Below are 24,541 nucleotides of genomic sequence, written 5' to 3'. Positions count from 1 at the left end.
GAAGAATTAAAGATGGAGCATCTATCAAATGCACTGCATTTTCATCCAGACTACATTACTCGTTGCATGCAAAAAATTATTGGAATGACGCCTAATAATTATTTAAATCAATACCGAATGAATGAAGCGAAAAAGCTGCTTGCTATGACCGATGAGAAGGTGGCGAATATTTCTCAAGAGGTTGGCATTATGGATGCGACGTATTTTTCAAAGCTCTTTAAGAGATTAGAAGGTTTAAGTCCCTATGAGTATCGAAGAATTATTTTAAGGAAAAAGTAGATTGTAAATACTTACAGTATAATAAAGATTGCCCAATCAGTTAGGGGGAAAACAACCAACTGTTTGGGCAATAATGGTTCATATAGCTTTACAAAGTAAAAATGTAAAGCTATATGGAGCAAGTTGTACAGAAATTTTGTTTGTATGTGCAGCAAATTCCTTTTCGTTCCAGAGATCAATAATTGTTTTGTCTTTTAAATTCAAAGGAATTGGAATGTCTTGCATTGTATCATTATTGTTGAATACAACTAAAAGCTGCTCTTGTTCGTTTCTTTTTATATAAGAAACATGATTAGAAGTATTATTTGCATCAAATAAAATGAATTCCCCGTCATTTCCAAGGAGCGGGTATTGTTTGCGAAGCTGAATTAGTTTTTTTGTGAATGCTAGCATTTCTAAATCCTGCCTATCTTCATCCCAAACCATACATTTTCTGCAACCTGGGTCCTGTTCACCAGTCATACCAATTTCATCACCATAGTAAATACACGGTGTACCGGGTGTGCTTAACAGGAAGGCAAATAGAAGCTTTACCTTTTCTTTATTGAAATTGGCAATATTCATTATTCTTGGGGTATCGTGACTACCCAGTAAATTAAATAATATATGATTAATGTTGCGCGGATACATGTGTAAATATTTTTGCAATGTTTCAATAAATTCAATAGCTCCTATTTCATTTTTGGCAAAAAAGCGAAGTGCATTATCTGTATAAGGATAATTCATAACAGAATCAAATTGATCTCCTCTAAGCCAAGGCATTGCATCATGCCATATTTCTCCGAGTATATAAATATCAGGCTTTATTTTTTTCATTTCCTTCCTGAATTCCCGCCAAAATTGATGGTCTACTTCGTTTGCGACATCTAGCCTCCAGCCATCGATATTAAATTCCTTTATCCAGTAGCGACCAACATTTAATAGGTATTCCTTCACTTCTGGATTTTCTGTATTAAGTTTGGGCATGCTTGCCTCAAATGCAAATGAATCATAATTTGGAATCGGTTTTGTTTGGATTGGAAAATCATGAATATGAAACCAATTTTTATAAATCGATTTTTCGCCGTTCTTTAATACATCCTGGAATGGAGCGAAATAGTAACCGCTATGGTTAAAGACTGCGTCTAGCATGACTTTAATACCCTGCTTATGGCATTCCTCGACTAATTGCTTAAATGTTTCCTTCGTTCCAAATTGCGGATCTATTTCCATGTAGTCTATCGTGTCATATTTGTGATTAGAAAAAGCTTTAAAGATTGGAGTGAAGTATATTCCAGTAATGCCTAGGTTGACAAGATAGTCAATATGGTCGATAACCCCTTTAAAGTCACCGCCATAGTAAATCGTTGGGGTAGGCTCCTGTTGTTCCCATTCGACTGTTCCTTTGGGATTTAACGTTGGGTCACCATTTGCAAATCTTTCTGGGAAAATTTGATACCAAATTGTGTTTTCCACCCATTTTGGTGGCTTGTAAACATCGATTGAATTGATAAAAGGAAAACAAAAATAATATGCTGTATCATCTAGAGGTGGTTGTTCGAAAAAGCCCTTTTCAGTATATACACAGCTTTTCGATTCATTAGATAGTAAAAAACCGTAACGGAGGCGTTTAAATGGTGGATGAATGGCGATAAACCAATAATCAAAAAATTGGTCAGAATAAGCTATATTCATTTTATTTGTTACTGCATTCCATGTTGAATGATTCCAATCATACGGATCTCCATAAATAATTTCGACAGTTTCAATATCTTGCTTTTTCGTTCGTAATTGGATATGTATCGTGTTCTCATCATATGAATAAGCATATTGATCCTGTGGTCTATGATAAATCGCTTCTAAAAACATAATCTTCACTCCTTGAATTGTCGAAATATGTGCAATCGCTTGCTTTATAAGGCAGTAAATGAATATATGTTGATCCTATTGAATATATATCTTGATGTCAATCATTTTAATCTAAAAAAACACTTGAATTGTCATTGTTATGTATTTACAATAGGGAATATAGAATGTGAAATCGCTTTCAGTAAATTATATTTGAAGATTGACAGATGCTATTAAACTATCTTTTCAAATATATGAGAGTAGCTTTCTTTGAAAAATAATGCAAACGATTGCATAAACCAATAGGAGGGTCAAAATGAAAAAGGTTTTATCTTTATTTATGATGGGATTACTTTTATTAGGTGTATTAGCAGCGTGTGGACCAGATTCATCAACACAATCTGGAGGAACTGATTCAAACAATAATAATGAAAACGAAACAACATCTGAAGGAACAATGCCAGAAAAGCCGGAAAAGCTTGTTGTCTGGGAGGATACAGACAGAGGAGTTGCATTAGAGCCTGCAATTGAATCGTTTGAAAAAGAATATGGGATTGAAATTGAGTATAAAGAGCTTGGTATGGCAGATGAAATACGTGACCAGCTTCGCTTAGATGGTCCAGCGGGGACAGGGCCAGATATTGTAACATTGCCACATGATCAAATTGGTCAGGTTGTAACAGAAGGACTTATTACAAATATTAATGTTGATCAAAAAGTAGTGGATACTTTTACAGAAACCTCTATTGCAGCTCAAATGTATGATGGGGTGTTATATGGATTACCAAAGGCAACGGAAACACCAATCTTCCTATACAATAAGGCACATTTAAGTGAAGCGCCAAAAACGATGGAAGAAATGTATACATTTGCAAAGGATTTTACAAAGGATGGTAACTTTGGTTTCTTATTCTTAGGTGATAACTATTACTTTGCTCATGGATTAATTGGCGGATTCGGCGGTTATGTGTTTAAAGATAATAGTGGTGCCTTAGATCCGAAAGATGTGGGCTTAAATAATGAAGGGGCCATTACTGGAGCGGAAGAAATTCAAAAATGGTATACAGAAGGACTATTTCCAAAAGGAATTATTGGTGAAAACGGCGGTTCTACAATGGACGGATTATTTAATGAAGGAAAAGTAGCTGCTGTGATGAATGGACCTTGGGCTGTACAAGGAATGAAAGATGCTGGAATCGATGTAGGTGCTTCTGCACTCCCTACCTTATCAAATGGTGAACATGTCAAAACATTTATGGGTGTAAAAGGCTGGCATGTTTCGGCATTTTCTAAAAACATAGAATGGGCAACAAAATTTATTGAACATATTACAAATGCGGAAAATGCAAAAAAACGCTTTGAATTAACAAATGAGGTTCCACCAGTTAAGGAATTAATCGAGGATCCTATTATTAAAGATAATGAGGTAGCTGCAGCAGTAGCTGAGCAATCTCAATATGCAGTACCAACACCAAATATTCCTGAAATGGCTGAAGTTTGGGAGCCGATGGCTGATAGCCTCCAAACAATTGTGACAGGGAAAGCTGAGCCGAAAGCTGCTTTAGATAGTGCAGTAAAAACCATTAAGCAAAATATTGAAACAAACCATCAATAAGCCATACTTATGAGACATAAATAAAAGGATAACGAAATTTGGAGAGGGTTGATGCTACTAGTCATCCTCTTCATCCTTTTATGTCATTTGCTTTATGAAGATTTATATATTCATTTGTGAAAGGGGATTTTAAAAATGGTGGAAGGCATAAAAGCTAGCTCTAAACATCGCAAAACAGCCTTGCTGTTATCGATTATCCCTGGATTAGGACAATTGTATAATCGGCAAAGAATGAAAGGAATCCTATTCCTCATCTTAGCTGCTTCCTTTTTATATGTGTTTTGGGATTTGCTCGATATAGGAATATGGGGCTTATTGACGCTTGGTACTGAAACTCCAAGGGATCACTCTATATTTCTACTAGTCTATGGAATAATCGCGTTAATTGTTTTAGCATTTGGGATTGGATTTTACCTATTTAATTTGAGGGATGCATACAGAAATGGTAAAAAACGTGACCTTAATCAACCGATCAGTTCTGTAAAGGAGCAATATAAAAACTTAATTGATAATGGCTTCCCTTATTTAATGATTTCCCCGGGATTTTTACTTTTAACATTTGTCGTTATATTGCCAATCATCTTTGTTTTTTTATTAGCGTTTACAAATTATGATTTGTATCATTCTCCACCAGCAAAACTAGTAGATTGGGTATGGTTTCAAAATTTTGCAGATATCGTGAATATTGATATTTGGCGAAATACATTTTTCTCTGTGTTAGCTTGGACAATTGTTTGGACATTTGGAGCTACAACACTTCAAGTTGCATTAGGGATCTTTTTAGCTGTCTTAGTGAATCAAAAGGATTTAAAAGGAAAGGCGATTATTCGAACAGTATTTATTTTACCTTGGGCAGTTCCGGCATTTGTATCTATTTTAGTTTTTGCAGGAATGTTTAATGAATCATTTGGCACGATTAATACGGATATTTTAGCCTTCTTTGGGATTGATAATATCCCATGGATGACTGAACCGATGTGGACAAGAATCGCCCTTATCATTATTCAAAGCTGGCTAGGTTTTCCGTTCATATTTGCGATGACTACAGGTGTATTGCAATCGATTCCAGATGAATTATATGAGGCTGCAACTGTAGATGGTGCAACTATCATCCAAAAATTCAAGAAGATCACGCTACCGCTCGTCTTGTTTGCGACAGCTCCAATTATGATTACACAATATACATTTAACTTTAATAACTTTAATGTCATCTTCCTATTTAACGGTGGAGGTCCTGCTATTCCAGAACAAAATGCTGGAGGAACCGATATTCTAATATCATGGATTTATAATTTAACAATGACATCAGCCCAATATTCAAAAGCAGCTGCTATCACTATGTTGCTTTCCGTTCTCGTCATTTCGGTAGCGATTTGGCAGTTTAGAAGAACAAAATCATTCCAAGAAGAGGATATGATGTGATATGAATATAAAAACTGGTAAGTACATTCGACTAACATTATCGTATTTTGTTGTAGCCATTATGTTTATGGTCATTCTTTACCCTATCATTTGGATCATCGGTTCGTCCTTTAATCCTGGCGATAGTTTATCAGGATCTTCAATTATTCCAAAAAACGCAACATTAGCCCATTATAAAGAATTATTTAATACGGAAAATAGCGATTATCTCTATTGGTATTGGAACTCGTTGAAAGTTAGTGTTTTAACAATGCTTATCACAGTCATTTTAGTTAGCTTAACAGCATATTCGTTTTCTAGATATCGCTTTATCGGTAGAAAAAATGGCTTAATGACCTTCTTAATTTTACAAATGGTCCCGAATTTTGCTGCTTTGATCGCAATATTTGTTCTTGCCTTATTAACGGGATTATTAGATAGTCATCTTGGACTAATACTTGTTTATGTCGGTGGACAAATTCCGATGAATACCTATTTAATGAAAGGGTATTTAGATACGATTCCTAAGGAGTTAGATGAATCAGCGCGAATGGATGGGGCAGGACATTTGCGTGTATTTTTCCAAATCGTTATGCCATTAGCTAAACCGATTGTTGCTGTTGTTGCACTTTTTGCATTTATAGCACCTTTTGCAGATTTCATCATTGCTAATATTCTTTTACGGTCAGAAAAGAAATTTACACTTGCAGTTGGATTATATAAATTAATCTCTGATCAATTTGGTGCGAAATTCACTGAGTTTGCTGCAGGATCGGTATTAATTGCGATCCCAATTGCAATTTTATTCCTATGCTTCCAAAAGTATTTTGTTTCTGGATTGACGGCAGGTGGTACAAAAGGATAATCTTATAGGCGTAAAGAAAAATTCAAGCACTCGATGCTATCTATAGAAGTGCGAAATGAGTAGGAGGAGCGGTGATGTATAAACAAAGGATCTTGTTTTTACTTATCCCGTTTCTTCTTTTTTACGCCTTACCTGTAAGCGCTGTTAAAAAAGAAGAAAATAAATGGCATGAAGAATTGGTTTACTATCTTGAGATTGACCGTTTTAACAATGGAGATGTAACAAATGATGGTTCTGATTTCAATTTGAATGACCCACTTGGATACCATGGCGGTGATTTAAAGGGGATAACAAATAAGCTTGATTATCTTCAAGAAATGGGATTTTCAACGATTATTTTATCTCCTGTGTTCAATGCAAAAGATCCAACAGGTGAACAGGTTGAGAATTTCAAAGAGGTAGATGAGCATTTTGGTAGCTTGAAGGATATGCAGCAATTAACAAAGGAAGCACATGAGCGAGAAATGAAGGTGCTAATGAGTTTTAATGCATATCATGTTCAAAATTTAAAGGATGATCTTATCGATGTAGTAAGCTGGTGGGTTTCTGAAAGTGAAATAGACGGTTACTATATTGACCAAGTTGATACACTTGAACCAGATTTTTGGAAATTGTTTATTCAAACTGTGAAAAAGGAAAACGAAAACTTATATCTAGTCGGGTCAATTTTACATAATGATCATTTATCTGCATATAAAGAGTTGGGCTTTGATTCAATCTTAAATGAGCTTTTTTTTAAAACATCGTCTGAAACATTTACTGATGTAGATTTACCGTTTACTTCAATATCAGAGGTTGTTAAAAATTCGTCAACTGCATTTAGTAATTATCTCGATATGACAAATACAGCACGGTTTACTTTGAAAGCAACTGAAAATGCACAGCATCCAGGAGTAAGACTAAAAATGGCGTTATCTTATATGTACTCAACACCTGGTACACCTATTGTATATTATGGTACTGAAATTGCTTTGAACGGTGGAAAACCTCCTGAAAATAAACCATTGATGAATTTTCAATCTGACGAGGAATTAATCGACTATATCGCAAAGTTAGCAAAGGCTAGAAAAAGCTTACCTTCATTAACAAAGGGTGATTACACAGTTTTATATGAAAAAGCAGGGATGATTATTTTTAAGCGAACGTATAAAGGGGAATCTGTTATAGTTGCGATGAATAATACGTCACAATCCCAAAATGTCTCGATACCTGCAGAAGAGATCGGTAATGAAAAGGAGTTACGCGGACTAATTATAGGAGATATTTTCCATGAAGAAAATCGCCACTATCCATTTATTCTAGACCGTGAAACAGCAGAAATTTATGAAATAAAGGAGAAAACTGGCTTAAATCTGCCATTTATCAGTGTTTTTCTTATTGTTCCACTTTTGTTTGTTGCATTTTTAGTAGTTGCATATAAAAGAGGGAAAAGGAATGAAGAATAAAGAAGAAGAACTAGACCAACTCGACAAAGTGATTTGGTCTAGTTTTATATTTTAACCGTTAATGACCTTTCCGCCATTTACATGGAGGATTTGTCCAGACATGTAAGAGGAGTCCTCACTTGCTAAGTAAACGTAAGCTGGTGCTAGCTCTTCAGGTTGACCTGGTCGTTTCATCGGAGTGTCAGATCCAAATGTAGAAACTTGATCAGCCGTAAAGGTAGACGGAATTAATGGTGTCCATATTGGACCAGGTGCTACCCCGTTAACACGGATTCCTTTATCAGCTAATGATAATGATAACGAGCGTGTAAAGGTTGTAATGGCTCCCTTAGTTGCAGAATAATCAAGAAGTTGTTTATTTCCAGCATATGCTGTTATTGAAGAAGTATTTATTATGGTACTGCCGTTTTTTAAATGTGGAAGGGCAGCCTTCGTTAAATAAAAGAAGGAAAAAATATTGGTGCGAAATGTTCGTTCGAGCTGCTCGCTTGTAATATCTTCAATCCCCTTCTGAGGGTGTTGCTCTGCTGCGTTATTCACGACAATATCGATTTTACCGAACTCACCAATCGTTTTATCAACAATTTGCTTACAGATTGCTTCATCTCCAATATCACCTGGAATTAATAAACATTTTTGCCCTTGCTCTTCGACATATAGTTTTGTTTTTTCGGCATCTTCATGTTCATTTAAATATGATATAACTACATTTGCCCCTTCAATTGCATAATGAACAGCAACAGCCCGTCCGATTCCACTGTCACCACCGGTAATAATCGCTACCTTATCTGTTAATTTCCCACTTCCTTTATAAGACGTAGAATGAAATTTAGGAGCGGGGTTCATTAAATGCTCAAGACCTGGTTGAAGATCTTGTTGTTGTGGTGGTAATGTTTGCTTTTGTTGATTTTGATTGTTTGACAATGACATAACCTCCTGTAAAACGTACTATAAAGTAGTATGGTATAAAATGAAAAAAAGTATGTTACAGGATTTAGTCAATTTTAATCGTTTTGTTTATTACATTGGCTGTTGTCGTAAACTTTGTTGTTGTTTTTTGCTTAGTTGTGTATTTGGCTGATTTCCTCGTGTAGTACTCGCTTTCCGCGGGGGAGGTGGTGAGTCATTAAAAAAAGAGATATTTATTAAGAAAGGGTCAGCCTGTGGGGACTGACCCTTTGTTCATTTTACATTACATTAAAATATTTCGCATCAGGGTGTGATACAACTAAAGCAGTTACAGATGCTTCAGGCTCCATCATAAAGCCTTCTGTTAATTGAATCCCGATATCCTCAGGTCTTAAAAGATTAAATAGCTTTTCCTGATCTTCTAAATCCGGACATGCTGGATATCCGAATGAATATCGTTGCCCTTGGTATTTCGCTGCAAATCGCTGATCCATTGTAAAATCAGGTGCATCAGGGAAGCCCCAACGATCACGGATTAGCTGATGAGTTCGTTCTGCCAGACCTTCCGCAAGCTCTAAAGCTAAAGCTTGTATTGCATGACTTTTTAAGTAATCTCCTTGCTCTTTAAAGCCTTTAGCTAGCTCACGAATTTGACTTCCTGCCGTAACAGCAAACATTGCGACATAATCTAACTCATTGCTAGATTTCGAACGAACATAGTCTGAAATGCATCTGTATGGCATTTTATCTTGACGAGGGAAATCAAATGTTTGTAAAACGACGTCTTTATTATTTGGATCTAAGATACATAGCTTATTTTCATCACTATAAGCTGGGAAAAATTGATAAGCACATGCAGGCTTAAACCATTTATTTTTTGCCCCTTCCTTCAGTAAGTCTTGAATGAGTTCAACCAATTCCATTGTTTTAGGGTCTTTTTTCTTAATTAATTCTTTAATTTTCCCTTTTAAGCCAAGATGGTGGCCAATTAACATTTGCATATTCACATAAGGGATGATTTGTGTTAAATCAATATCCTTTATGAGATGACGCTTTGTATCAACAGGTTGAAAAATTGGTGCTTCACTAATTGTGCTTCGCTTTTCTAATAATTCCGTAACAGCACTTGTTTGCGTATTTTTAATCTTCGTTTCTTCTGTAACCGCTGCTTCATTGACAGTGAATAATTCAGGTGTTGTCCGTAATTGGTTTGCAAGTGATAAACCGTCCATTGCATCCTTTGCGTAAACGACAGGGCCTTTGTACTGGGGAGCAATTTTCATTCTTGTGAATTTTCTTGATAGGGCTGCTCCGCCTACTAATATCGGTAAATTACAATTCGCGTTGTGTAAGTCCTGTGCTGTAATGACCATTTGCTGTGCAGATTTTACTAATAATCCTGATAACCCAATAAGGTCAGGCTTTTCATCCTTAACTGCTTGAATTAATGTTTGCGGTGTAACCTTTATTCCGAGGTCAACAACCTGATAACCGTTATTACTTAAAATAATGTCGACAAGGTTTTTCCCGATATCGTGTACATCACCTTTAACGGTAGCTAATAAAATTTTTCCTTTGCCACTATCTTCTTTTTTATCCATGAATTGCTCTAAAAAGGAGACGGAAGCTTTCATAACTTCAGCACTTTGAAGAACTTCAGCAACGATTAACTGATTATCATTAAATAAAACACCGACCTCAGCCATTCCAGCCATTAATGGCCCGTTAATAATTGACAGTGGATCTGGGTATTTCTTTAGTGCAAGCTCTAAGTCGGGAATTAAGCCTTCCTTAGTTCCTTCAACAATATATCTAGCTAGTCTTTCTTCTAATGGTAGGGTTGTAACAGGTTTTTTATCTTCCTTTTTCTTGCCGCGATAGAATGCGGTAAAAGCAGCTAATGTTTCATCAGTCGTTTTAAATAATAAATCCTCTGCTAACTTGATCTCTTCTTTAGGGATTGAGGCAAACCGTTCTAATTTCTCAGTGTTAACAATTGCATAATCTAACCCTGCTTGTGTGCAATGATATAAATAAACAGCGTTTAATACTTCTCGACCAACAGGTGGGAGGCCGAAGGATACATTACTAACGCCGAGAATTGTTAAACATTCAGGTAAATGTTCTTTAATAAGTTGAATTCCCCGGACTGTTTCATTTGCAGAACCGATATATTGCTCATCACCCGTTCCCACAGGAAATACAAGGGGGTCAAAAATTAAATCACTCGCTTTAAGTCCATGCTTATGAACGAGTATGTCATGTGAACGTTTTGCAACCTCTAATTTTTTTTCGGCGGTTAAAGCCATACCAATCTCATCAATTGTACCAACAACAAGGGCGCCGCCATATTTTTTTACAAGCGGAACAATGGCATCAAAACGTTCTTCACCATCCTCAAGGTTAACAGAGTTAATAATTGCCTTACCTTGTGAATATTTCAGGGCACGTTCAATTACTTTTTCATCGGTTGAATCAATAACAAGAGGTGCCTTTACTTTTTTAACAACTTCCTTGATAAATGCTTCCATATCCTCTAATTCATCTCGATCAGGATCCGCAAGACAAATATCAATAACATGGGCACCATTTTTCACTTGTGCTCTGGCGATTTCCGCTGCTTCTTCAAACTTCGCTTCAGCAATTAACCGTTTAAACTTTCTAGAGCCGATAACATTTGTCCGTTCACCGACGAATAGCGGACGCATTCCTTCATCATACTGTAGCGCATCAATTCCTGATACTGTATGTCCGGTTGAAACAGATTCGAAACTTCGCGGCTTTAAGGATGCTACAGCTTCTGAGATTGCTTTAATATGTTCAGGTGTTGTTCCACAGCAGCCACCTACTAGATTGAGCCAGCCTTGTTCAGCAAAGGCAACTAATTTCTTTGCAAGGGACTCAGGTGATTCGTGATAATTTCCTTCTTCATCAGGTAGGCCAGCATTTGGGTAACAGCTAATTGCAGTGTTCGCTATACTAGCTAAAGTTCTTATATGATCCGTCATAAATTCCGGACCTGTTGCACAGTTTAAGCCAACTGAAATTGGCTTCATATGCTCTAAAGAGATATAAAATGCCTCAATATCTTGCCCTGCTAACGTAGTTCCCATCGGCTCGATCGTACCGGAAATCATTAATGGCAGTTCTTTACCTGTATTTTCAAATGCTTTTTTAATACCGATGAAACCGGCTTTTACATTTAGCATATCCTGGCTTGTTTCTAATAGAAGTAAATCAGCGCCACCGAGAATAAGTCCTCTAGCTTGTTCTTCATAATTTTCTATAAGCGTTTCAAACGTTGTCCCGCCAGTAACAGATAATGTTTTCGTTGTAGGTCCCATTGCTCCGGCAACGAAGCGAGGTTTATCAGGTGTTGAAAACTTAAGGGCTGCATTTTTTGCTAATTTGGCTGATTCAATATTTAATTCAAGGGCTAATGAGCCTAACTCATATTCATCGAGTACAAGGCTTGTTGCTCCAAATGTGTTTGTTGAAATAATGTCTGAACCAGCTAGCAAATATCCTTCATGAATTTTTTCAATTGTTTTTGGAGCAGTTAAGGTTAAGTATTCATTACACCCCTCATAGTCTTCGCCGCCAAAATCATCAGCAGTAAGGTTTGCAGCCTGAATCATTGTCCCCATTGCTCCATCAAGGACTAAAATTCGTTTTGTTAGTTCGTCTTGGATGCTATACATGTGTAATCTTCCTTTCTGCTAGTTGTTTTTCCTTTTCATGGATGTAATTTGTTAGCTCCACAGTAAGGTCATATTGTAAAAATGGAGTAATTAAGTAAATTCCATTAAATAAATCAAAAGCGGCATCGATTAGTTCCTTGGCAATTGCTAAGCCCTCTAGACGTGCCTTGTCTTTATCTGTTCCCGCAGCAGCCATTTTTTCTCTAATTGAATCAGATAATTTAATGCCAGGGATTTCGTTATGAATAAATTCAGCGTTTCGACTTGAAGTTAACGGCATAATTCCAATATAAATTGGTGCTTTTAAGTTACGGGTTGCTTTATATACTTCGACGATTTGCTCGGTAGAATAGAGCGGCTGTGAAATAAAATAATCTGCACCACAAGCGATTTTTTTCTCTAATCGTACGACTGCTTTGTCTAAATGGCGGACATTTGGATTAAAAGCAGCTGCAACAGAGAAGTTTGTTTTTTCTCCAAGAGGCTTACCTGAATATGATACACCTGCATTAAATTGTTTAATTAAGCTAATTAAATCAAAGGAAGATACATCATAAACGGATGTAGCACCTGGGAAATCACCAATCTTTGAAGGATCACCAGTTATCGCGAGAACATCTGATAGCCCTAGAGAGTGCAAGCCCATTAAGTGTGATTGTAAGCCAATAAGGTTTCGGTCACGACAAGTTATATGAATTAATGCTCGTGTACCGGTTTTCTCTCTAGCAAGGATCCCTGCTGCCAAATTGCTTACCCGTGGTGAAGCAAGAGAGTTGTCAGCTAATGTAAGAGCATCAATACCAGCATTATGTAATGCCTTTGCACCTTCTAAAAATTTACTCATTCCGAGCTTTTTCGGAGGATCTAATTCCACGATTACAGAGCGTCTATCTGTTACAATTTCTTGTAATGGTGGTAATGAATTAGCGCTTGTTACAGTGATGCTATCTTGGATTTCCTTCGGTGCTCTTACTTTTTTACTTGTTATTGGCTCAAGACCAGCAACTGCTTCAGCCATTGCTTGAATATGTCGCGGTGTTGTTCCACAGCAACCACCGATTAATCTTGCACCTTGCTCACGGAATTTTAACGCACTTTCCTTAAAATAACCTTCATCAGACTCATAAACTAATCGACCCTCATTTAGAGCAGGTAAACTGCTGTTTGGAAATACAGAAAGAGCAGCATGCTTAGGTATTGGTACTTCTTCTAATGATTGAATCATATGATATGGACCTAAACGGCAGTTTAAGCCAATGACATTTGCTCCAAGCTCCTCAAGTGTTGTAAATGCCTGTTGCAATGGTGTTCCATCCTGTAGTACGCCAGCTTCATGCAATGAGACATTTGCGATAATTGGCTTATTTGTTTCTTTACGGGCAATTTTAAGAACGGTAGTCATTTCTTCTAAATCATAATAAGTTTCAAGGAGGATCCCATCGACATTTTCATTTAATAACACATAAAGCTGCTCTCGGAAGTTGCGTTTTAAATCATCTAGAGATTGCGCACTTTTCTTGAAGGAGCGAATTCCGCCAATCGTTCCAAACACATATGTTGGAGCAATTGCTGCTTTAACAGCCTGCTTTGCAATTTCAACGGCCTGTTTATTAATTTGTCTAATATCATCCTCTAGGCCATACCTTGAGAGCTTAATATCATTTGCCCCATAAGTGTTCGTTTGGATAAGATTTGCCCCTGCTTGAATGTATGCTTCGTGTACGCGCAATACATCACTAGGCTTTGATAGGTTTAATTCCTCGAAGCAACGGTCAACGCCATGTGCATAAAGCATTGTCCCCATAGCACCGTCTCCAATTAAAATTTTACTCTTTAAATCTTCTAAAAAGCTCATAACTAAAGCCCCCATTTCCTTTTCATATCAAAATCTGAGAAAAGCCTATATAAAATAAAAAAAGCCTTCATAAGCAGAAGGCTAGATAGTACAAAGCTTCTCCTTATCTTTCAAGCATTTTAAATGCTTAGCTGGAATTAGCACCTTGGCATTCGGATGGAGTGATAAGAGTAGATTGATTAATTAGGAAAATAGCATCTTATTACTTTCAGTATGAGCGTTGAATAAAACTCAGGCTTACTGTTTTATTCCTTTTGAAAAATAATGAAAAAAGTGTCGAATAACGCTCGTTTTCGCTACTTTTTTCATTATCTTTCACATACTGATAAATAATGAGTCTATTTATAAATCTACAATCAATCAACTTATCAATCTTTCCGAGATTGACCGGTTGCTGAAGCTTCATAGGGCCAGTCCCTCAGCTTCTCTTGATAAGATATGAAATTTAGTTTTTATTTTCCTTTAAATGATTAAAAAGTGTTACAACTAATTTATCTAATATTTTGAAAAATAGCAATAGTTATTTTTAAATAAAGTGAACTGTTAAATAAAATCACTGCCTAGCTAAAAACTCTTGATTTTCCCTTTGCTCCAATCCATAGCAGTAAACAGTCGGAAAAGCCTCTTCATGGTTGAATGAAAAAACGAGAAATAGTGTTAAGTTAATTGCGTATAATGTTTGCTAAGCATAAGGTATGAACAGTAACAATCGTTATTCTATGCTTTTTTCAGTCTAAGCCCTTCAAAGTAATAAGCCACTCGTGAAATAAAGATTAGAGCTCTTTCTATTTCATGAGTGGCTTATTTTAGTTAAGGCTGATATTTTATCGATAATTAATAAATTGAACTTCGATCGGTAGGTCTGCTTGTTTTATTGCAGCAATTATTTGTTGAAGGTCATCTCTGCTTTTTCCGGTGACACGAATTTGGTCATCCTGAATTTGTGATTTAACTTTTAAACCACTATTTTTAATTAGTGTATTTATTTTCTTTGCATTTTCCTTATCGATGCCAGATACTAGTTCAGCTCTTTGACGAACGGTACCACCTGATGCATTCTCGATTTTTTTGTAGGAAATATTTTTGATTGGGACATTTCGTTTAATGAGTTTAGAAATCAATACATCCTTTAGCTGCTCTAGCTTATATTCGTCATCAGAGACTAAAACGAGCTCGTCATTTTCTAATGAGATTGTACTTTTGCTACCTTTAAAATCATAGCGTGTTGAAATTTCCTTCATTGCAATATTAATGGCATTTGATACTTCTGGTAATTCGATTTTTGATACAATATCAAATGAACTCTCTTTCGCCATAAATATCCTCCATTCCGTATATAATATGGTTAGATTATAGTAAAATAAAACAACTATCACAACTATTTATGTTTGATTCGTACATATTAAGTGGTAAGTGACGATAGCAAAAATCGTACTTTGATTATGAAGGGATAGATTTAGATTGATGTTACCTGGAAAGCAAGAAGTTGTTACAGTAGATGAGAAGGTTGATTTTGGATACTTTTTAACAGATGGGAAAGACCGTGTATTGCTTCACAATAATGAGGTGATAGGTGAAATAGAAGTCGGAGATGAAATTGAAGTCTTTTTCGGAGTAGATGCCCAGGACAGGCTTTATGCAACGATGAAAAAGCCGTATATAACAGAAGATACGTATGCATGGGTAGAGGTTGTAGATGTTATTGATGATATGGGGGCATTTGTTGATATCGGATTGAGTAAAGATGCTCTTGTAGCAAAGGATCATTTGCCATATTTAAGAGAGGTTTGGCCTGAAAAGGGAGATAAGTTATATTGTACGTTAAAGGTATCTAAAAATGGCCGTTTTTTTGCACGTTTAGCAACTGAAGAAATCGTAGGGCCTGAATTAAAGCAAGCTGACCGCTCCTTATTTAATAAGGAAATTACCGGAGTTGTTTATCGGATGATTGTAGCTGGATCCTTTATTCTTACTGAGGAAGGATATAAAGGGTTTATCCATTCCTCTCAAAGAACGATTGAACCAAGATTAGGGGAGAAGGTTACAGGTCGTGTTATTGATGTAAAGGAGGATGGAACAGTAAATGTTTCATTACTTCCTCGTAAACAGGATGCAATGGGTGTCGATGCAGAGAAAATTTATGCTTATATGGACCAACGCGGTGGAGCAATGCCGTTTACTGATAAAAGTGACCCCGAAGATATTAAGGAACGATTTAACTTGAGTAAGGCTGCCTTCAAGCGAGCGTTAGGGCATTTAATGAAGCAAGGTAGAGTTTATCAAGAGAATGGATGGACGTATTTTAAAAAGGAATAAATTTCTAATGAAATGATAAAGGAGGATCTTTGAGATCCTCCTTTTATTTTGTTGAAATAATAAATTTTTAATTTTTTTATAAAAGAACGGTTACATAATTGAAAAAGATGAAACAGATTGTCGATACATATAGAGTGAGTTTTTTAGAAAGGCAGTTTTCGTAATCTTTGTTGCTTTTTATTTAGTTGTCGTTTTTGGTTGATTTCCTCGGGCAGTACTCGTTTTCCAGGGGGGGATGTGTGCCTCCTTAAGTGGAACACTTGTTTAACATTAACCTATCCCTCGCATTTTGTAGGGATCTCGTAAGTAAATCCAATCAACCTTTGTATAAATGGTGCAAAAACAACAATCTTTTAGAAAAAAGACTTTAGAAAAGAGGTTTAATAATGAACAGAAAAAGAATCATTCTCCTTTTATTATGTTTAATTTTATCTGTTACAGGCTGTTCCCAGCAGAAGCCTAAAACAAAAGTAGATGACAGAATAAAGATAGGAATCATGCTGTCTGATGTAGGTTTAGGTGACCAATCTTTTAGTGATACCGCATTTAACGGGCTTGTTAAAGCGAGAGATGAGTTAGGAGTTCTTTTTGATTATCGGGAGCTAAACGATACAGGAACATATGAAGAGGGGCTTAAACAATTAGTGAATGAGGGAAATGATATTGTCATTGGGCTTGGATTTAATATTCAGCAAGACCTTGAAAAGGTAGCGAAGCAATTTCCAGAACAGCAATTCGTAATTGTAGATGCAATTTCAGAGCTAGAAAATGTGACTTCAGTTACCTTCAAAGAGGATCAAGGAAGCTACTTAGTTGGTATTGTTGCAGCGTTAACAACAAAAACAAATAAAATCGGGTTTATTGGTGGTGAGGATACACCGCTTATAAATAAATTCGAATCTGGGTTTATTGAAGGGATAAGAGCAGTAAATAATCACATAACAGTTGTTAGTGAATATGCAAATGATTTTGGAAATGAGCAGCTCGGTGCTGAAATAGCAAAAAAAATGATTGATAACAATGTAGATGTCATTTATGGGGTAGCAGGCTTAACAGGAGTTGGGATGTTAAAGGAAGCACAGAGGAGTAAGGTATATGGGATCGGTGTCGATACTGACCAGTATTTTTATGCTGAAGAGGCTGTTGTGACATCAATGTTAAAAAATATCGATGTTGCGATGTATCAACTAGCTGAACAGCTCGTTAAGCAAGGAAAGATTTCAAAGGGACATATAGAGCTAGGTTTAAAGGAAAATGGCGTAGATTTAGCACCTTTAAGAGTAGTGAATTATAGCAAGGAGCAAACCAAGTTAATTGAAAATTATAAAGAGCAGCTAGCAAATCAACAATAGAAGGAAGGATTGGTTATATGACAATTAAGAAAAAGTTACTGATTCAATCATCTACAATTTTAATCGTAGCGATCTTAATCGTTGGTTTTATTATATTTAATATGGTATCAATCCAAGCTTCTAATGAGGAACAGGTACCAACATTATTAAATATTCAAAAACTCCAAGGAGAGCTAAATACAGTAAAGGCAGGCTTAAATAATTACTCGGTCACACCGACTGATGCGCAAAAACAAGAAATTATTACAGCTATTTCCAATAGTGAAAAATTGATTGAAGAAATAGAGCCTCACATTAATGGGGCAAAAAGTGAAAAGACATTAAAGAAGCTTCAAACGAAGTATTCACAATGGAAAGAGGAAACGAATTTATCATTTGAAAGAAAAGATGTTCGTGAAGCAAATCGCCAATCAATTCGGATGAATGGTATCTTGAATGATTTGCATTTGATCAATGAATACGCAAACGAGCAATATACGACTTTACAAGAAAACTTAAAAAATCAAATTTCATTCGTTATTATTTCCTCTGCAATAAGCTGTTTAGTGTTGATCATATTTACGATATTATTATCAACTAAAATGACGAATCGAATTACGAAACCACTAAACAAAATCGCACAAAATGCTGATCAAGTTGCATCTGGTAACCTAGTCGTCGACACAGTTATTTACAATGGGAAGGATGAGCTAGCAGATTTAAATGGTTCATTTACTGAAATGGTCAAACAATTAAAAGGCTTGTTATATACTGTTGAGAATTTAAGTAAAAATGTCGAAGAAACGGCTATTGAATTAGAGGCTGAAAACAAAGGACTTACAGAAATAAGCAATCAAGTTGCTGTATCTATAACGGAAATGTCGATTGGCTCGCAATCAATTTCAAATGATATGCAGGAAGCAGTCACCTTAATTGAACAGATGGATAAAGGGTTTGAAGAAAATGTTATTCTTTCGGAAAAGTCTTATTCTTTTGGAAATGAGGCAGTAAGTGCAATCCAGTCAGGTCAAAGGGCAATTGAACGGCAAAATAAGCTTATGGATGAAAATAGTAAAATCAGTGAATCAATTGTGATCGCAACGAAAAAGTTTACTGATCATACTTCTGAAATAGAAAACATGGCAAAATCAGTAGCTGCAATTGCAGAACAAACGAATCTTTTAGCTCTTAATGCAGCAATAGAAGCAGCACGTGCTGGTGAAGCTGGTAAAGGCTTTGCGGTTGTTGCAGATGAGGTGCGTAAATTAGCAGAGGAATCATCTAAGTCAACGAAACATATTTTTGATATGGTGAATATGATTAAAAATGGTATTGCTGATATTGAGCAATCCGTTAATAATGGAGTAACGATAGTAGAGGAACAACAACAATCTATGACAACTACTACTTCAGCTTTTGATAATATAGGCACGAAGGTTGAAGAAATGATGAAAGGTTTAACAGAACTATTAAAAGGTATTCAACATTCAAAAAAAATGGGAGAACAAGTTCTCGAGAGTGTTGAAAATATTAGCTCTGTAGTAGAAGAGACAGTAGCTGGTAATGAAGAAATATCAGCATCAACGACTGAACAATTAGCCTCATTTGAAAAAATTGTTGATAAGGTTGTAAAGCTAAGAGAATTTACAGATTATTTAAATCAAACATTAGCAAAGTTCCGCTTGAAATAATAGGAAGGACATTGAACGTATTTTAGTTCAATGTCCTTTTTAGATTTGCTCTGATAACTTAGTTGTTTATTTCACTATAGGTGCTCGCATTCTATGGGCAGTCTAGGAGCATCCTTTTGCGTTAGCGCGCATGTCAGGTCTCCCTTTTGGCAGGAGTCCCCACTCCTTACACGCCCTATAAACAAAGTGCTAAGAAATCAATTTAACATTGCCTTTGGCTTAAACAATTATTGTATTATAGATGATCAGTTTTTTTAGAATATTGATTCTTTCCCATTTTTCGGTTTTTCTCACGCATCATATTTTTTTCGTGACGCAGTGCATTGTTATCTTTTGCTTTTTTATCATTATCACTAGTGTGTGGCATGATAATGCTCCTTTCAGTATGATATAAAGTTATGATGCCCGTTATTGTTTATCATATGTAAGGAGTTAAGCTTCGTCATTTAGGAAGAAGATAGCCAAAGTACCGGGTCCAGCATGTGCTCCAACAACGGCACCTACATAATTAATGTAAACCTCTTTGGGAGAAAATGCTTCTTCGATCATTGCCTTCATTTCAGTTGCAGCGTCAAAATCATCTCCATGGCTTATAGCAATTGTTTGATTTTGTAAGTTTACTCCACGTTCCTTCATTAGGTCGATTATTCTTCGGAAAACCTTTTTACGACCACGAAGTTTTTCAAGTGGAATTAATTTTCCATCTTCAACATGTAGCAATGGTTTAATATTAAGAAGACCGCCGACAAATGCTGATGCTTTACTAATTCGTCCACCACGTGCTAAATATTCCAAATTATCAACTGTGAAAATATGCTCGATTTTAGGGCAATAGCTTTTCATTGCTTCTTCAATCTCCTCTAATGATAGCCCCTCATTTGAAAGCTTTACCGCATGCATAACAGCAAGCCCATGTCCAAGTGATGCACATTTCGTATCGATAATTGAAAGCTTACTATCTGGATATTCTTCTAGCACTTCATTTCGAATCATTACAGCAGTTTGATATGTCCCAGATAATTCAGATGAAAAGGCAACATATAGACTTGGGATACCCTTTTTGGCAAGCTCCGTAAATGTTTCCTTTATTAAATGTGGAGAGGCCTGTGAAGTTTTGACGATAACACCATTTCGCATTTCATCATAGATTTTTTTAGGCTCAATTTCTTTTTGATCTTGTAGCTGTTTTCCTTTTATATCAACACTTAACGGGAGAAAGGATACGGAATGCTCTTCAAAAAACTGCAATGGTAAATCACATGCACTGTCTGCAATAATGTGTACATTCATATAAACACCTACCTCATTTTATTTGTTTTACTATTTCATTTGATTACATAGGCGAATGTTGTTTTAGATCATTATGAACTATTTTTTGTTCACATAAAATACTTGAATGAAAAAAGTCTTTATTAGTAAGGAATAACCATTGAAAAATGTCTATTTCAGTTTAACACGATCAGGTTAAATTACAATCTCTGTACTCAATTACTTTAAAAAGGGGAACAGATAAAAGTAAGTACTTAGCGATGGAGGTTGTATAACCAAATGGTTAAATCTGAACTGAAGAAGGTCATAGTTGTACTTATCGGTGCTTTGTTAAATTCAATTGGATTAAATTTATTTCTCATTCCAGCTAATGTGTATGCGAGTGGCTTTACAGGGATTTCTCAGCTTCTTTCAAGTGTGCTTGAGCAGTATACACCCTTCTCGATATCAACTGGAGTATTGCTCCTATTATTAAATATTCCTGTAGCAATTTTGGGCTGGATGAAGGTTGGAAAATCGTTTACGATTTATAGTTTTTTCAGTGTCGCTGCAACAACCTTTTTCTTAGGAATAGTTCCACTTGAATCACTTTCAGAGGATATTTTACTTAATGCGGTTTTTGGAGGTGTCATCTCTGCGGTTGGAGTTGGGCTGACATTGAAATATGGTGCTTCGACTGGAGGATTAGATATTATTGCGATGATATTATCTCGAATGAACGATAAGCCTGTAGGGACGTATTTTTTTATTCTTAATGGAATCATTATTTTTACTGCCGGATTATTATACGGATGGGAAAAAGCATTGTATACATTAGTCACCTTATATGTAACGACAAGGGTAATTGACGCGATCCATACTAGACATGTAAAGCATACAGCAATGATTGTATCAAAAAAAGGGGAAGAATTAAAAAAGGCAATTCACTCTAAGCTTGTAAGAGGAATCACAACGATACCAGCAAAGGGAGGATTTACAAATGAAACGAAGGATATGTTAATTATCGTCATCACTCGTTATGAATTGTATGATTTAGAGCGAATTATCAAAGATGTCGATCCTCATGCCTTTACGAATATAATCCAAACTACTGGGATATTCGGGTTCTTTAGAAAAGATTAAGGAAGAGGAGTCCTTCTACTCTCATCCAAATATTAGCTGCAAAAATGAGGGAATAGGTATTATCCCTATTCCCTCTAAAATATTATTCAATGCTCTCGATTGTTTGCTGAAATTCCCTAAGCTGGGAACGTTCTGCATTTGTACAGTTCATATAGGCAGATGATAAAGCGTTTTTAGCCTTTTCAATAGCTTCTTGCTTATCACCTTGTATTTCTCCATTTGCTACAGAATTGGCATAGGCAACTAATTGTCTCGCCTGTTGATATAATGGATTGCTCATCTTATATCTCTCCTATTTGGGAAGAACCTATTGCTTGATTAGCACGACGTTCTTCTGCTTCAGACAATGTTGTATGGTAAGGGAACCTCTCATCGTGTTTAGAAACAGTATCTTTGCTTTGTTGGAAAAAACGTTTCGATTTGTTTCGTTTACCCATTGAAAAAGCCCCCCCTTAAATATTGTCAAAACGACGTTAATGAAACGTCGCTATTATTTTGTACGAAAACCTAAAGAGTTATTAATGGCAATATGTATCTGAATGATAATGATGGAGGAAATTTTATAAATTCAAAACTGCTTTTAAGTAATGTGCGACACCATCATCCTCATTCGTACCAGTTTCTTTATTTGCAACTGCTTTTAATTGTTGAATCGCATTCCCCATTGCCACACCATGTCCTGCATATTCAAGCATTTCAAAGTCATTATCCTCATCGCCAAATGCAATAATTCGTTCTTGAGGGATTTGATAGTATTGAGCTATTTTTTTTAGTCCAACGGCTTTATTAATACCTGCGCGAATAATTTCAATCACATGCCAAGGTGCTGCCCATTTTCGGTGATCAACGACCTCTGCATGAACGTTTGACAAGTATGCGCGGATCTTTCCTACTTCCTCCTCAGCTGCATGAATCAAAATGCTTGTCACATCTTCATGAAGGTTTTCACGCAAATCACCGATTTTTATCGTTGGATTTCCCATACTAAAAATATCTAATAATCTTTCGTCATGATAATGAAAATAAACTTCATCAATGACCTCAGCCAGCATATTATGTAATTGATGCTTTTCTGCAACCTCTAGAATGTCTTTAACAACATGGAGGTCAAGTGTTGTATGGAAGGTTCCCCAATCATTATCTTTTGGATGATGAACATAGGCACCATTAAAATTAACAATTGGTGTCGTTAGCTCTAATTCATCATAATACATGGAGCTTGAACGAAAAGGTCTTCCTGTTGCAATACAAACATGATGTCCAGCTGCTTTTGCCTTTTTTATAATATCTTTTGTAAATGGCGAAATTGTTTTATCATCTTTCAGTAAAGTTCCATCTAAATCTAAAGCAATTAGATAAGGGTTGTTGTCCATAATTTCTCCTTTTATACATAATGAATGTAATTGCACCTTAGTAGCAGAAATCCTAAGTAACAACGAAAGCTTGTGCTCCTCGTGTTTCCTATAAGATACTTCACCAATTTTAGCGCTAGGAAAGTCGTTTTAGCTTTCCTATTATAGTGTATCTTTTTTCCAAGATTGATGTCTACATGTTACAATAAATTGGTGGCAAAATAGAATGGAGGCGCGTCATAATTGGTTATTGTTGAAAAGATATATATTGAAAATATTCCCCTATTACATATTGTAAAACAATCTCTTAAGGGAGAACAAACACCGTTCGTTATGTTTGTCCATGGTTTTATGAGTGTAAAGGAAAAAAACCTTCATTATGCTTATCACTTAGCAGAAAAAGGAATAAGAGTTGTTTTACCAGAAGCTTTATATCATGGTGAAAGAAGTAAGAACTTTGATACATTACAAATGAGTATTAGATTTTGGGAAATCGTTCTGAATGAAATAAAAGAAATTAATACTATTAAACAATATTTTGAAGCTAATGGATTAATCAATCGTGAGCAAATTGGACTTGCCGGAACATCAATGGGTGGAATAACTACGCTCGGTGCACTAACACAGTATGATTGGATTAAGGCAGCAGTAAGTCTTATGGGAAATCCTTGCTATACAGCTTTTTTAAAAACACAGCTCGAGCAATTGGAGAAAAATGGAGTGGAAATTCCTCTAAGTGATGATGAACTTGCTGAGCAAATGAACATGCTTGAACGTTATGATTTGAGCATGCATAAAGAAAAGCTTAAAAATAGGCCTTTACTATTTTGGCATGGTGAAAGGGACCTGGAAGTTCCCTTTGCACAAACATATCAATTTTATAAGGAAATTATGCCTTTATATGAACAATCTCCTGAAAAGTTAAGCTTTATTGTTGATCAAAAAGCAGCTCATGTCGTTTCACAAGAAGGAGTAAAAGCATTAGTCGAATGGTTTGAGCGATATTTACATTAATTTTGCAGATGAATTGCAAGCTTCTTTATTGTATGATAAACAGTCAGGTTCATATGCTATAAACATATTTCTTTCTTCTCTACCTTTTCTTTACTATACTTACATTAGATGAACTATCGGAAAGGAGTGATTCACACGATGGATGAATTACTAAAAGAAAATATTTACGGGGCTCTTGAGACAGTGGTCGATCCTGAGATCGGTATTGATATTGTTAATCTTGGGCTTGTATACGATGTGAAAATGGATGATGAAGGCTTAACAGAGGTTACGATGACATTAACATCAATGGGATGTCCTTTAGCTGGAACAATCGTTGACCAGGTAAAGACTGCTCTTAGCGATATCCCAGAAGTAAAGGATGTAGAAGTAAACATTGTTTGGAATCCACCTTGGACAAAGGATAAAATGTCAAGAATGGCTAAAATTGCATTAGGTATAAGATAAAAAAGGATGCAGCTGCTTCACTTTTATGGAATTTTCCTAAAGGTGAAGCAGTTTTTTGTTTGGTTTAAGAACCATTTTCCAGCTGGTTAATAATATATAAAG

Annotated in this window: 21 protein-coding genes and 1 riboswitch; of the genes, 11 read left to right on the top strand and 10 right to left on the bottom strand. The window is 35.9% G+C overall.

Annotation, left to right across the window (positions count from 1 at the left end; genetic code table 11):
- Window positions 1–279 (top strand): helix-turn-helix transcriptional regulator (locus HU235_RS18825; protein WP_174881212.1); only part of this gene is annotated, 279 nt, incomplete at its 5' end.
- A gap of 78 nt (window positions 280–357) precedes the next feature.
- Here HU235_RS18825 and HU235_RS18820 read toward each other — a convergent pair.
- Entirely contained in the window at window positions 358–2,127 is a 1,770-nt protein-coding gene (locus HU235_RS18820) for an alpha-glycosidase (RefSeq protein WP_174881211.1), read from the bottom strand.
- A gap of 295 nt (window positions 2,128–2,422) precedes the next feature.
- Here HU235_RS18820 and HU235_RS18815 point away from each other — a divergent pair, with 295 nt between their 5' ends.
- The 4 genes from HU235_RS18815 (at window position 2,423) to HU235_RS18800 (ending at window position 7,432) form a co-directional block, all read left to right on the top strand.
- Entirely contained in the window at window positions 2,423–3,721 is a 1,299-nt protein-coding gene (locus tag HU235_RS18815) for an extracellular solute-binding protein (RefSeq protein ID WP_174881210.1), read from the top strand.
- Window positions 3,722–3,856: 135 nt separating this feature from the next.
- The gene (locus HU235_RS18810; protein ID WP_174881209.1) at window positions 3,857–5,143 is read left to right on the top strand and encodes a carbohydrate ABC transporter permease; all 1,287 of its coding nucleotides are present in this window, start codon (window positions 3,857–3,859) and stop codon (window positions 5,141–5,143) included.
- A 1-nt stretch (window position 5,144) separates the two neighbouring features.
- Window positions 5,145–5,987, top strand: a complete 843-nt coding sequence (locus HU235_RS18805) for a sugar ABC transporter permease (protein ID WP_095300828.1) — start codon at window positions 5,145–5,147, stop codon at window positions 5,985–5,987.
- Between the two features lie 74 nt (window positions 5,988–6,061).
- Window positions 6,062–7,432, top strand: a complete 1,371-nt coding sequence (locus HU235_RS18800; protein WP_174881208.1) for an alpha-amylase family glycosyl hydrolase — start codon at window positions 6,062–6,064, stop codon at window positions 7,430–7,432.
- A gap of 51 nt (window positions 7,433–7,483) precedes the next feature.
- Here HU235_RS18800 and HU235_RS18795 read toward each other — a convergent pair whose 3' ends face one another.
- The 4 genes from HU235_RS18795 to HU235_RS18780 form a co-directional block, all read right to left on the bottom strand.
- The gene (locus HU235_RS18795) at window positions 7,484–8,356 is read right to left on the bottom strand and encodes an SDR family oxidoreductase (protein WP_370877229.1); all 873 of its coding nucleotides are present in this window, start codon (window positions 8,354–8,356) and stop codon (window positions 7,484–7,486) included.
- Window positions 8,357–8,619: 263 nt separating this feature from the next.
- Window positions 8,620–12,042, bottom strand: a complete 3,423-nt coding sequence (gene metH / locus HU235_RS18790) for a methionine synthase (RefSeq protein WP_174881206.1) — start codon at window positions 12,040–12,042, stop codon at window positions 8,620–8,622.
- Window positions 12,035–13,897 carry a bifunctional homocysteine S-methyltransferase/methylenetetrahydrofolate reductase gene (locus tag HU235_RS18785; protein ID WP_145581423.1) on the bottom strand — a complete coding sequence of 621 codons (1,863 nt, stop codon included), beginning with the start codon at window positions 13,895–13,897 and terminating at the stop codon, window positions 12,035–12,037. Before HU235_RS18785 ends, metH begins: the two co-directional genes overlap by 8 nt.
- A gap of 362 nt (window positions 13,898–14,259) precedes the next feature.
- Window positions 14,260–14,335: riboswitch (SAM riboswitch) on the bottom strand.
- 386 nt (window positions 14,336–14,721) lie between these two features.
- Complete coding sequence (locus tag HU235_RS18780) at window positions 14,722–15,213, bottom strand: YajQ family cyclic di-GMP-binding protein (RefSeq protein WP_095300823.1); 492 nt, start codon at window positions 15,211–15,213, stop codon at window positions 14,722–14,724.
- A gap of 148 nt (window positions 15,214–15,361) precedes the next feature.
- Between HU235_RS18780 and HU235_RS18775 the strand changes: the two genes are divergently transcribed.
- From HU235_RS18775 to HU235_RS18765, 3 genes are all read left to right on the top strand, one after another.
- Window positions 15,362–16,213 carry a CvfB family protein gene (locus tag HU235_RS18775; RefSeq protein ID WP_145581462.1) on the top strand — a complete coding sequence of 284 codons (852 nt, stop codon included), beginning with the start codon at window positions 15,362–15,364 and terminating at the stop codon, window positions 16,211–16,213.
- A 386-nt stretch (window positions 16,214–16,599) separates the two neighbouring features.
- Entirely contained in the window at window positions 16,600–17,565 is a 966-nt protein-coding gene (locus HU235_RS18770; RefSeq protein WP_174881205.1) for a BMP family lipoprotein, read from the top strand.
- 17 nt (window positions 17,566–17,582) lie between these two features.
- Window positions 17,583–19,235 carry a methyl-accepting chemotaxis protein gene (locus tag HU235_RS18765; protein ID WP_145581422.1) on the top strand — a complete coding sequence of 551 codons (1,653 nt, stop codon included), beginning with the start codon at window positions 17,583–17,585 and terminating at the stop codon, window positions 19,233–19,235.
- A gap of 235 nt (window positions 19,236–19,470) precedes the next feature.
- Here HU235_RS18765 and HU235_RS18760 read toward each other — a convergent pair whose 3' ends face one another.
- Window positions 19,471–19,602 carry a DUF3941 domain-containing protein gene (locus tag HU235_RS18760; RefSeq protein ID WP_174881204.1) on the bottom strand — a complete coding sequence of 44 codons (132 nt, stop codon included), beginning with the start codon at window positions 19,600–19,602 and terminating at the stop codon, window positions 19,471–19,473.
- A 65-nt stretch (window positions 19,603–19,667) separates the two neighbouring features.
- On the bottom strand, window positions 19,668–20,525 hold the full coding sequence (locus tag HU235_RS18755) for a DegV family protein (RefSeq protein WP_174881203.1): 858 nt from the start codon (window positions 20,523–20,525) through the stop codon (window positions 19,668–19,670).
- 258 nt (window positions 20,526–20,783) lie between these two features.
- On the opposite strand from HU235_RS18755, the gene HU235_RS18750 reads away from it, so the two are divergent.
- The gene (locus HU235_RS18750; RefSeq protein WP_174881202.1) at window positions 20,784–21,626 is read left to right on the top strand and encodes a YitT family protein; all 843 of its coding nucleotides are present in this window, start codon (window positions 20,784–20,786) and stop codon (window positions 21,624–21,626) included.
- Between the two features lie 82 nt (window positions 21,627–21,708).
- Here the strand turns inward: HU235_RS18750 and HU235_RS18745 are convergent, their stop codons facing one another.
- The 3 genes from HU235_RS18745 to HU235_RS18735 all read right to left on the bottom strand — a co-directional run bounded on the left by HU235_RS18745 (window position 21,709) and on the right by HU235_RS18735 (window position 22,999).
- Entirely contained in the window at window positions 21,709–21,906 is a 198-nt protein-coding gene (locus HU235_RS18745) for a DUF3813 domain-containing protein (RefSeq protein ID WP_145581420.1), read from the bottom strand.
- Between the two features lies 1 nt (window position 21,907).
- Entirely contained in the window at window positions 21,908–22,063 is a 156-nt protein-coding gene (locus HU235_RS18740; protein ID WP_170944365.1) for a hypothetical protein, read from the bottom strand.
- Between the two features lie 123 nt (window positions 22,064–22,186).
- On the bottom strand, window positions 22,187–22,999 hold the full coding sequence (locus HU235_RS18735) for a Cof-type HAD-IIB family hydrolase (protein WP_174881201.1): 813 nt from the start codon (window positions 22,997–22,999) through the stop codon (window positions 22,187–22,189).
- Between the two features lie 222 nt (window positions 23,000–23,221).
- Between HU235_RS18735 and HU235_RS18730 the strand changes: the two genes are divergently transcribed.
- Window positions 23,222–23,992 (top strand): prolyl oligopeptidase family serine peptidase, encoded by a 771-nt coding sequence (locus tag HU235_RS18730; protein WP_174881200.1) that lies wholly within the window; start codon window positions 23,222–23,224, stop codon window positions 23,990–23,992.
- A 138-nt stretch (window positions 23,993–24,130) separates the two neighbouring features.
- Window positions 24,131–24,439, top strand: a complete 309-nt coding sequence (locus HU235_RS18725; RefSeq protein WP_174881199.1) for a metal-sulfur cluster assembly factor — start codon at window positions 24,131–24,133, stop codon at window positions 24,437–24,439.
- Window positions 24,440–24,541 lie beyond the last annotated feature (102 nt).

The organism is Metabacillus niabensis, from assembly GCF_902829255.1.
Classification (GTDB): domain Bacteria; phylum Bacillota; class Bacilli; order Bacillales; family Bacillaceae; genus Metabacillus; species Metabacillus niabensis.
This window is presented reverse-complemented; position numbering and strand designations above follow the sequence as displayed.

What these genes read in the sequence shown, in the direction of transcription:
- HU235_RS18815 (WP_174881210.1), top strand. Translation starts at nt 2,423, where the DNA reads ATGAAAAAGGTTTTATCTTTATTTATGATGGGATTACTTTTATTAGGT.
- metH (WP_174881206.1), bottom strand. Translation starts at nt 12,042, where the DNA reads ATGTATAGCATCCAAGACGAACTAACAAAACGAATTTTAGTCCTTGAT.
- HU235_RS18735 (WP_174881201.1), bottom strand. Translation starts at nt 22,999, where the DNA reads ATGGACAACAACCCTTATCTAATTGCTTTAGATTTAGATGGAACTTTA.
- HU235_RS18760 (WP_174881204.1), bottom strand. Translation starts at nt 19,602, where the DNA reads ATGCCACACACTAGTGATAATGATAAAAAAGCAAAAGATAACAATGCA.
- HU235_RS18740 (WP_170944365.1), bottom strand. Translation starts at nt 22,063, where the DNA reads ATGGGTAAACGAAACAAATCGAAACGTTTTTTCCAACAAAGCAAAGAT.
- HU235_RS18775 (WP_145581462.1), top strand. Translation starts at nt 15,362, where the DNA reads ATGTTACCTGGAAAGCAAGAAGTTGTTACAGTAGATGAGAAGGTTGAT.
- HU235_RS18805 (WP_095300828.1), top strand. Translation starts at nt 5,145, where the DNA reads ATGAATATAAAAACTGGTAAGTACATTCGACTAACATTATCGTATTTT.
- HU235_RS18810 (WP_174881209.1), top strand. Translation starts at nt 3,857, where the DNA reads ATGGTGGAAGGCATAAAAGCTAGCTCTAAACATCGCAAAACAGCCTTG.
- HU235_RS18755 (WP_174881203.1), bottom strand. Translation starts at nt 20,525, where the DNA reads ATGAATGTACACATTATTGCAGACAGTGCATGTGATTTACCATTGCAG.
- HU235_RS18785 (WP_145581423.1), bottom strand. Translation starts at nt 13,897, where the DNA reads ATGAGCTTTTTAGAAGATTTAAAGAGTAAAATTTTAATTGGAGACGGT.
- HU235_RS18745 (WP_145581420.1), bottom strand. Translation starts at nt 21,906, where the DNA reads ATGAGCAATCCATTATATCAACAGGCGAGACAATTAGTTGCCTATGCC.
- HU235_RS18750 (WP_174881202.1), top strand. Translation starts at nt 20,784, where the DNA reads ATGGTTAAATCTGAACTGAAGAAGGTCATAGTTGTACTTATCGGTGCT.
- HU235_RS18780 (WP_095300823.1), bottom strand. Translation starts at nt 15,213, where the DNA reads ATGGCGAAAGAGAGTTCATTTGATATTGTATCAAAAATCGAATTACCA.
- HU235_RS18765 (WP_145581422.1), top strand. Translation starts at nt 17,583, where the DNA reads ATGACAATTAAGAAAAAGTTACTGATTCAATCATCTACAATTTTAATC.
- HU235_RS18820 (WP_174881211.1), bottom strand. Translation starts at nt 2,127, where the DNA reads ATGTTTTTAGAAGCGATTTATCATAGACCACAGGATCAATATGCTTAT.
- HU235_RS18770 (WP_174881205.1), top strand. Translation starts at nt 16,600, where the DNA reads ATGAACAGAAAAAGAATCATTCTCCTTTTATTATGTTTAATTTTATCT.
- HU235_RS18725 (WP_174881199.1), top strand. Translation starts at nt 24,131, where the DNA reads ATGGATGAATTACTAAAAGAAAATATTTACGGGGCTCTTGAGACAGTG.
- HU235_RS18800 (WP_174881208.1), top strand. Translation starts at nt 6,062, where the DNA reads ATGTATAAACAAAGGATCTTGTTTTTACTTATCCCGTTTCTTCTTTTT.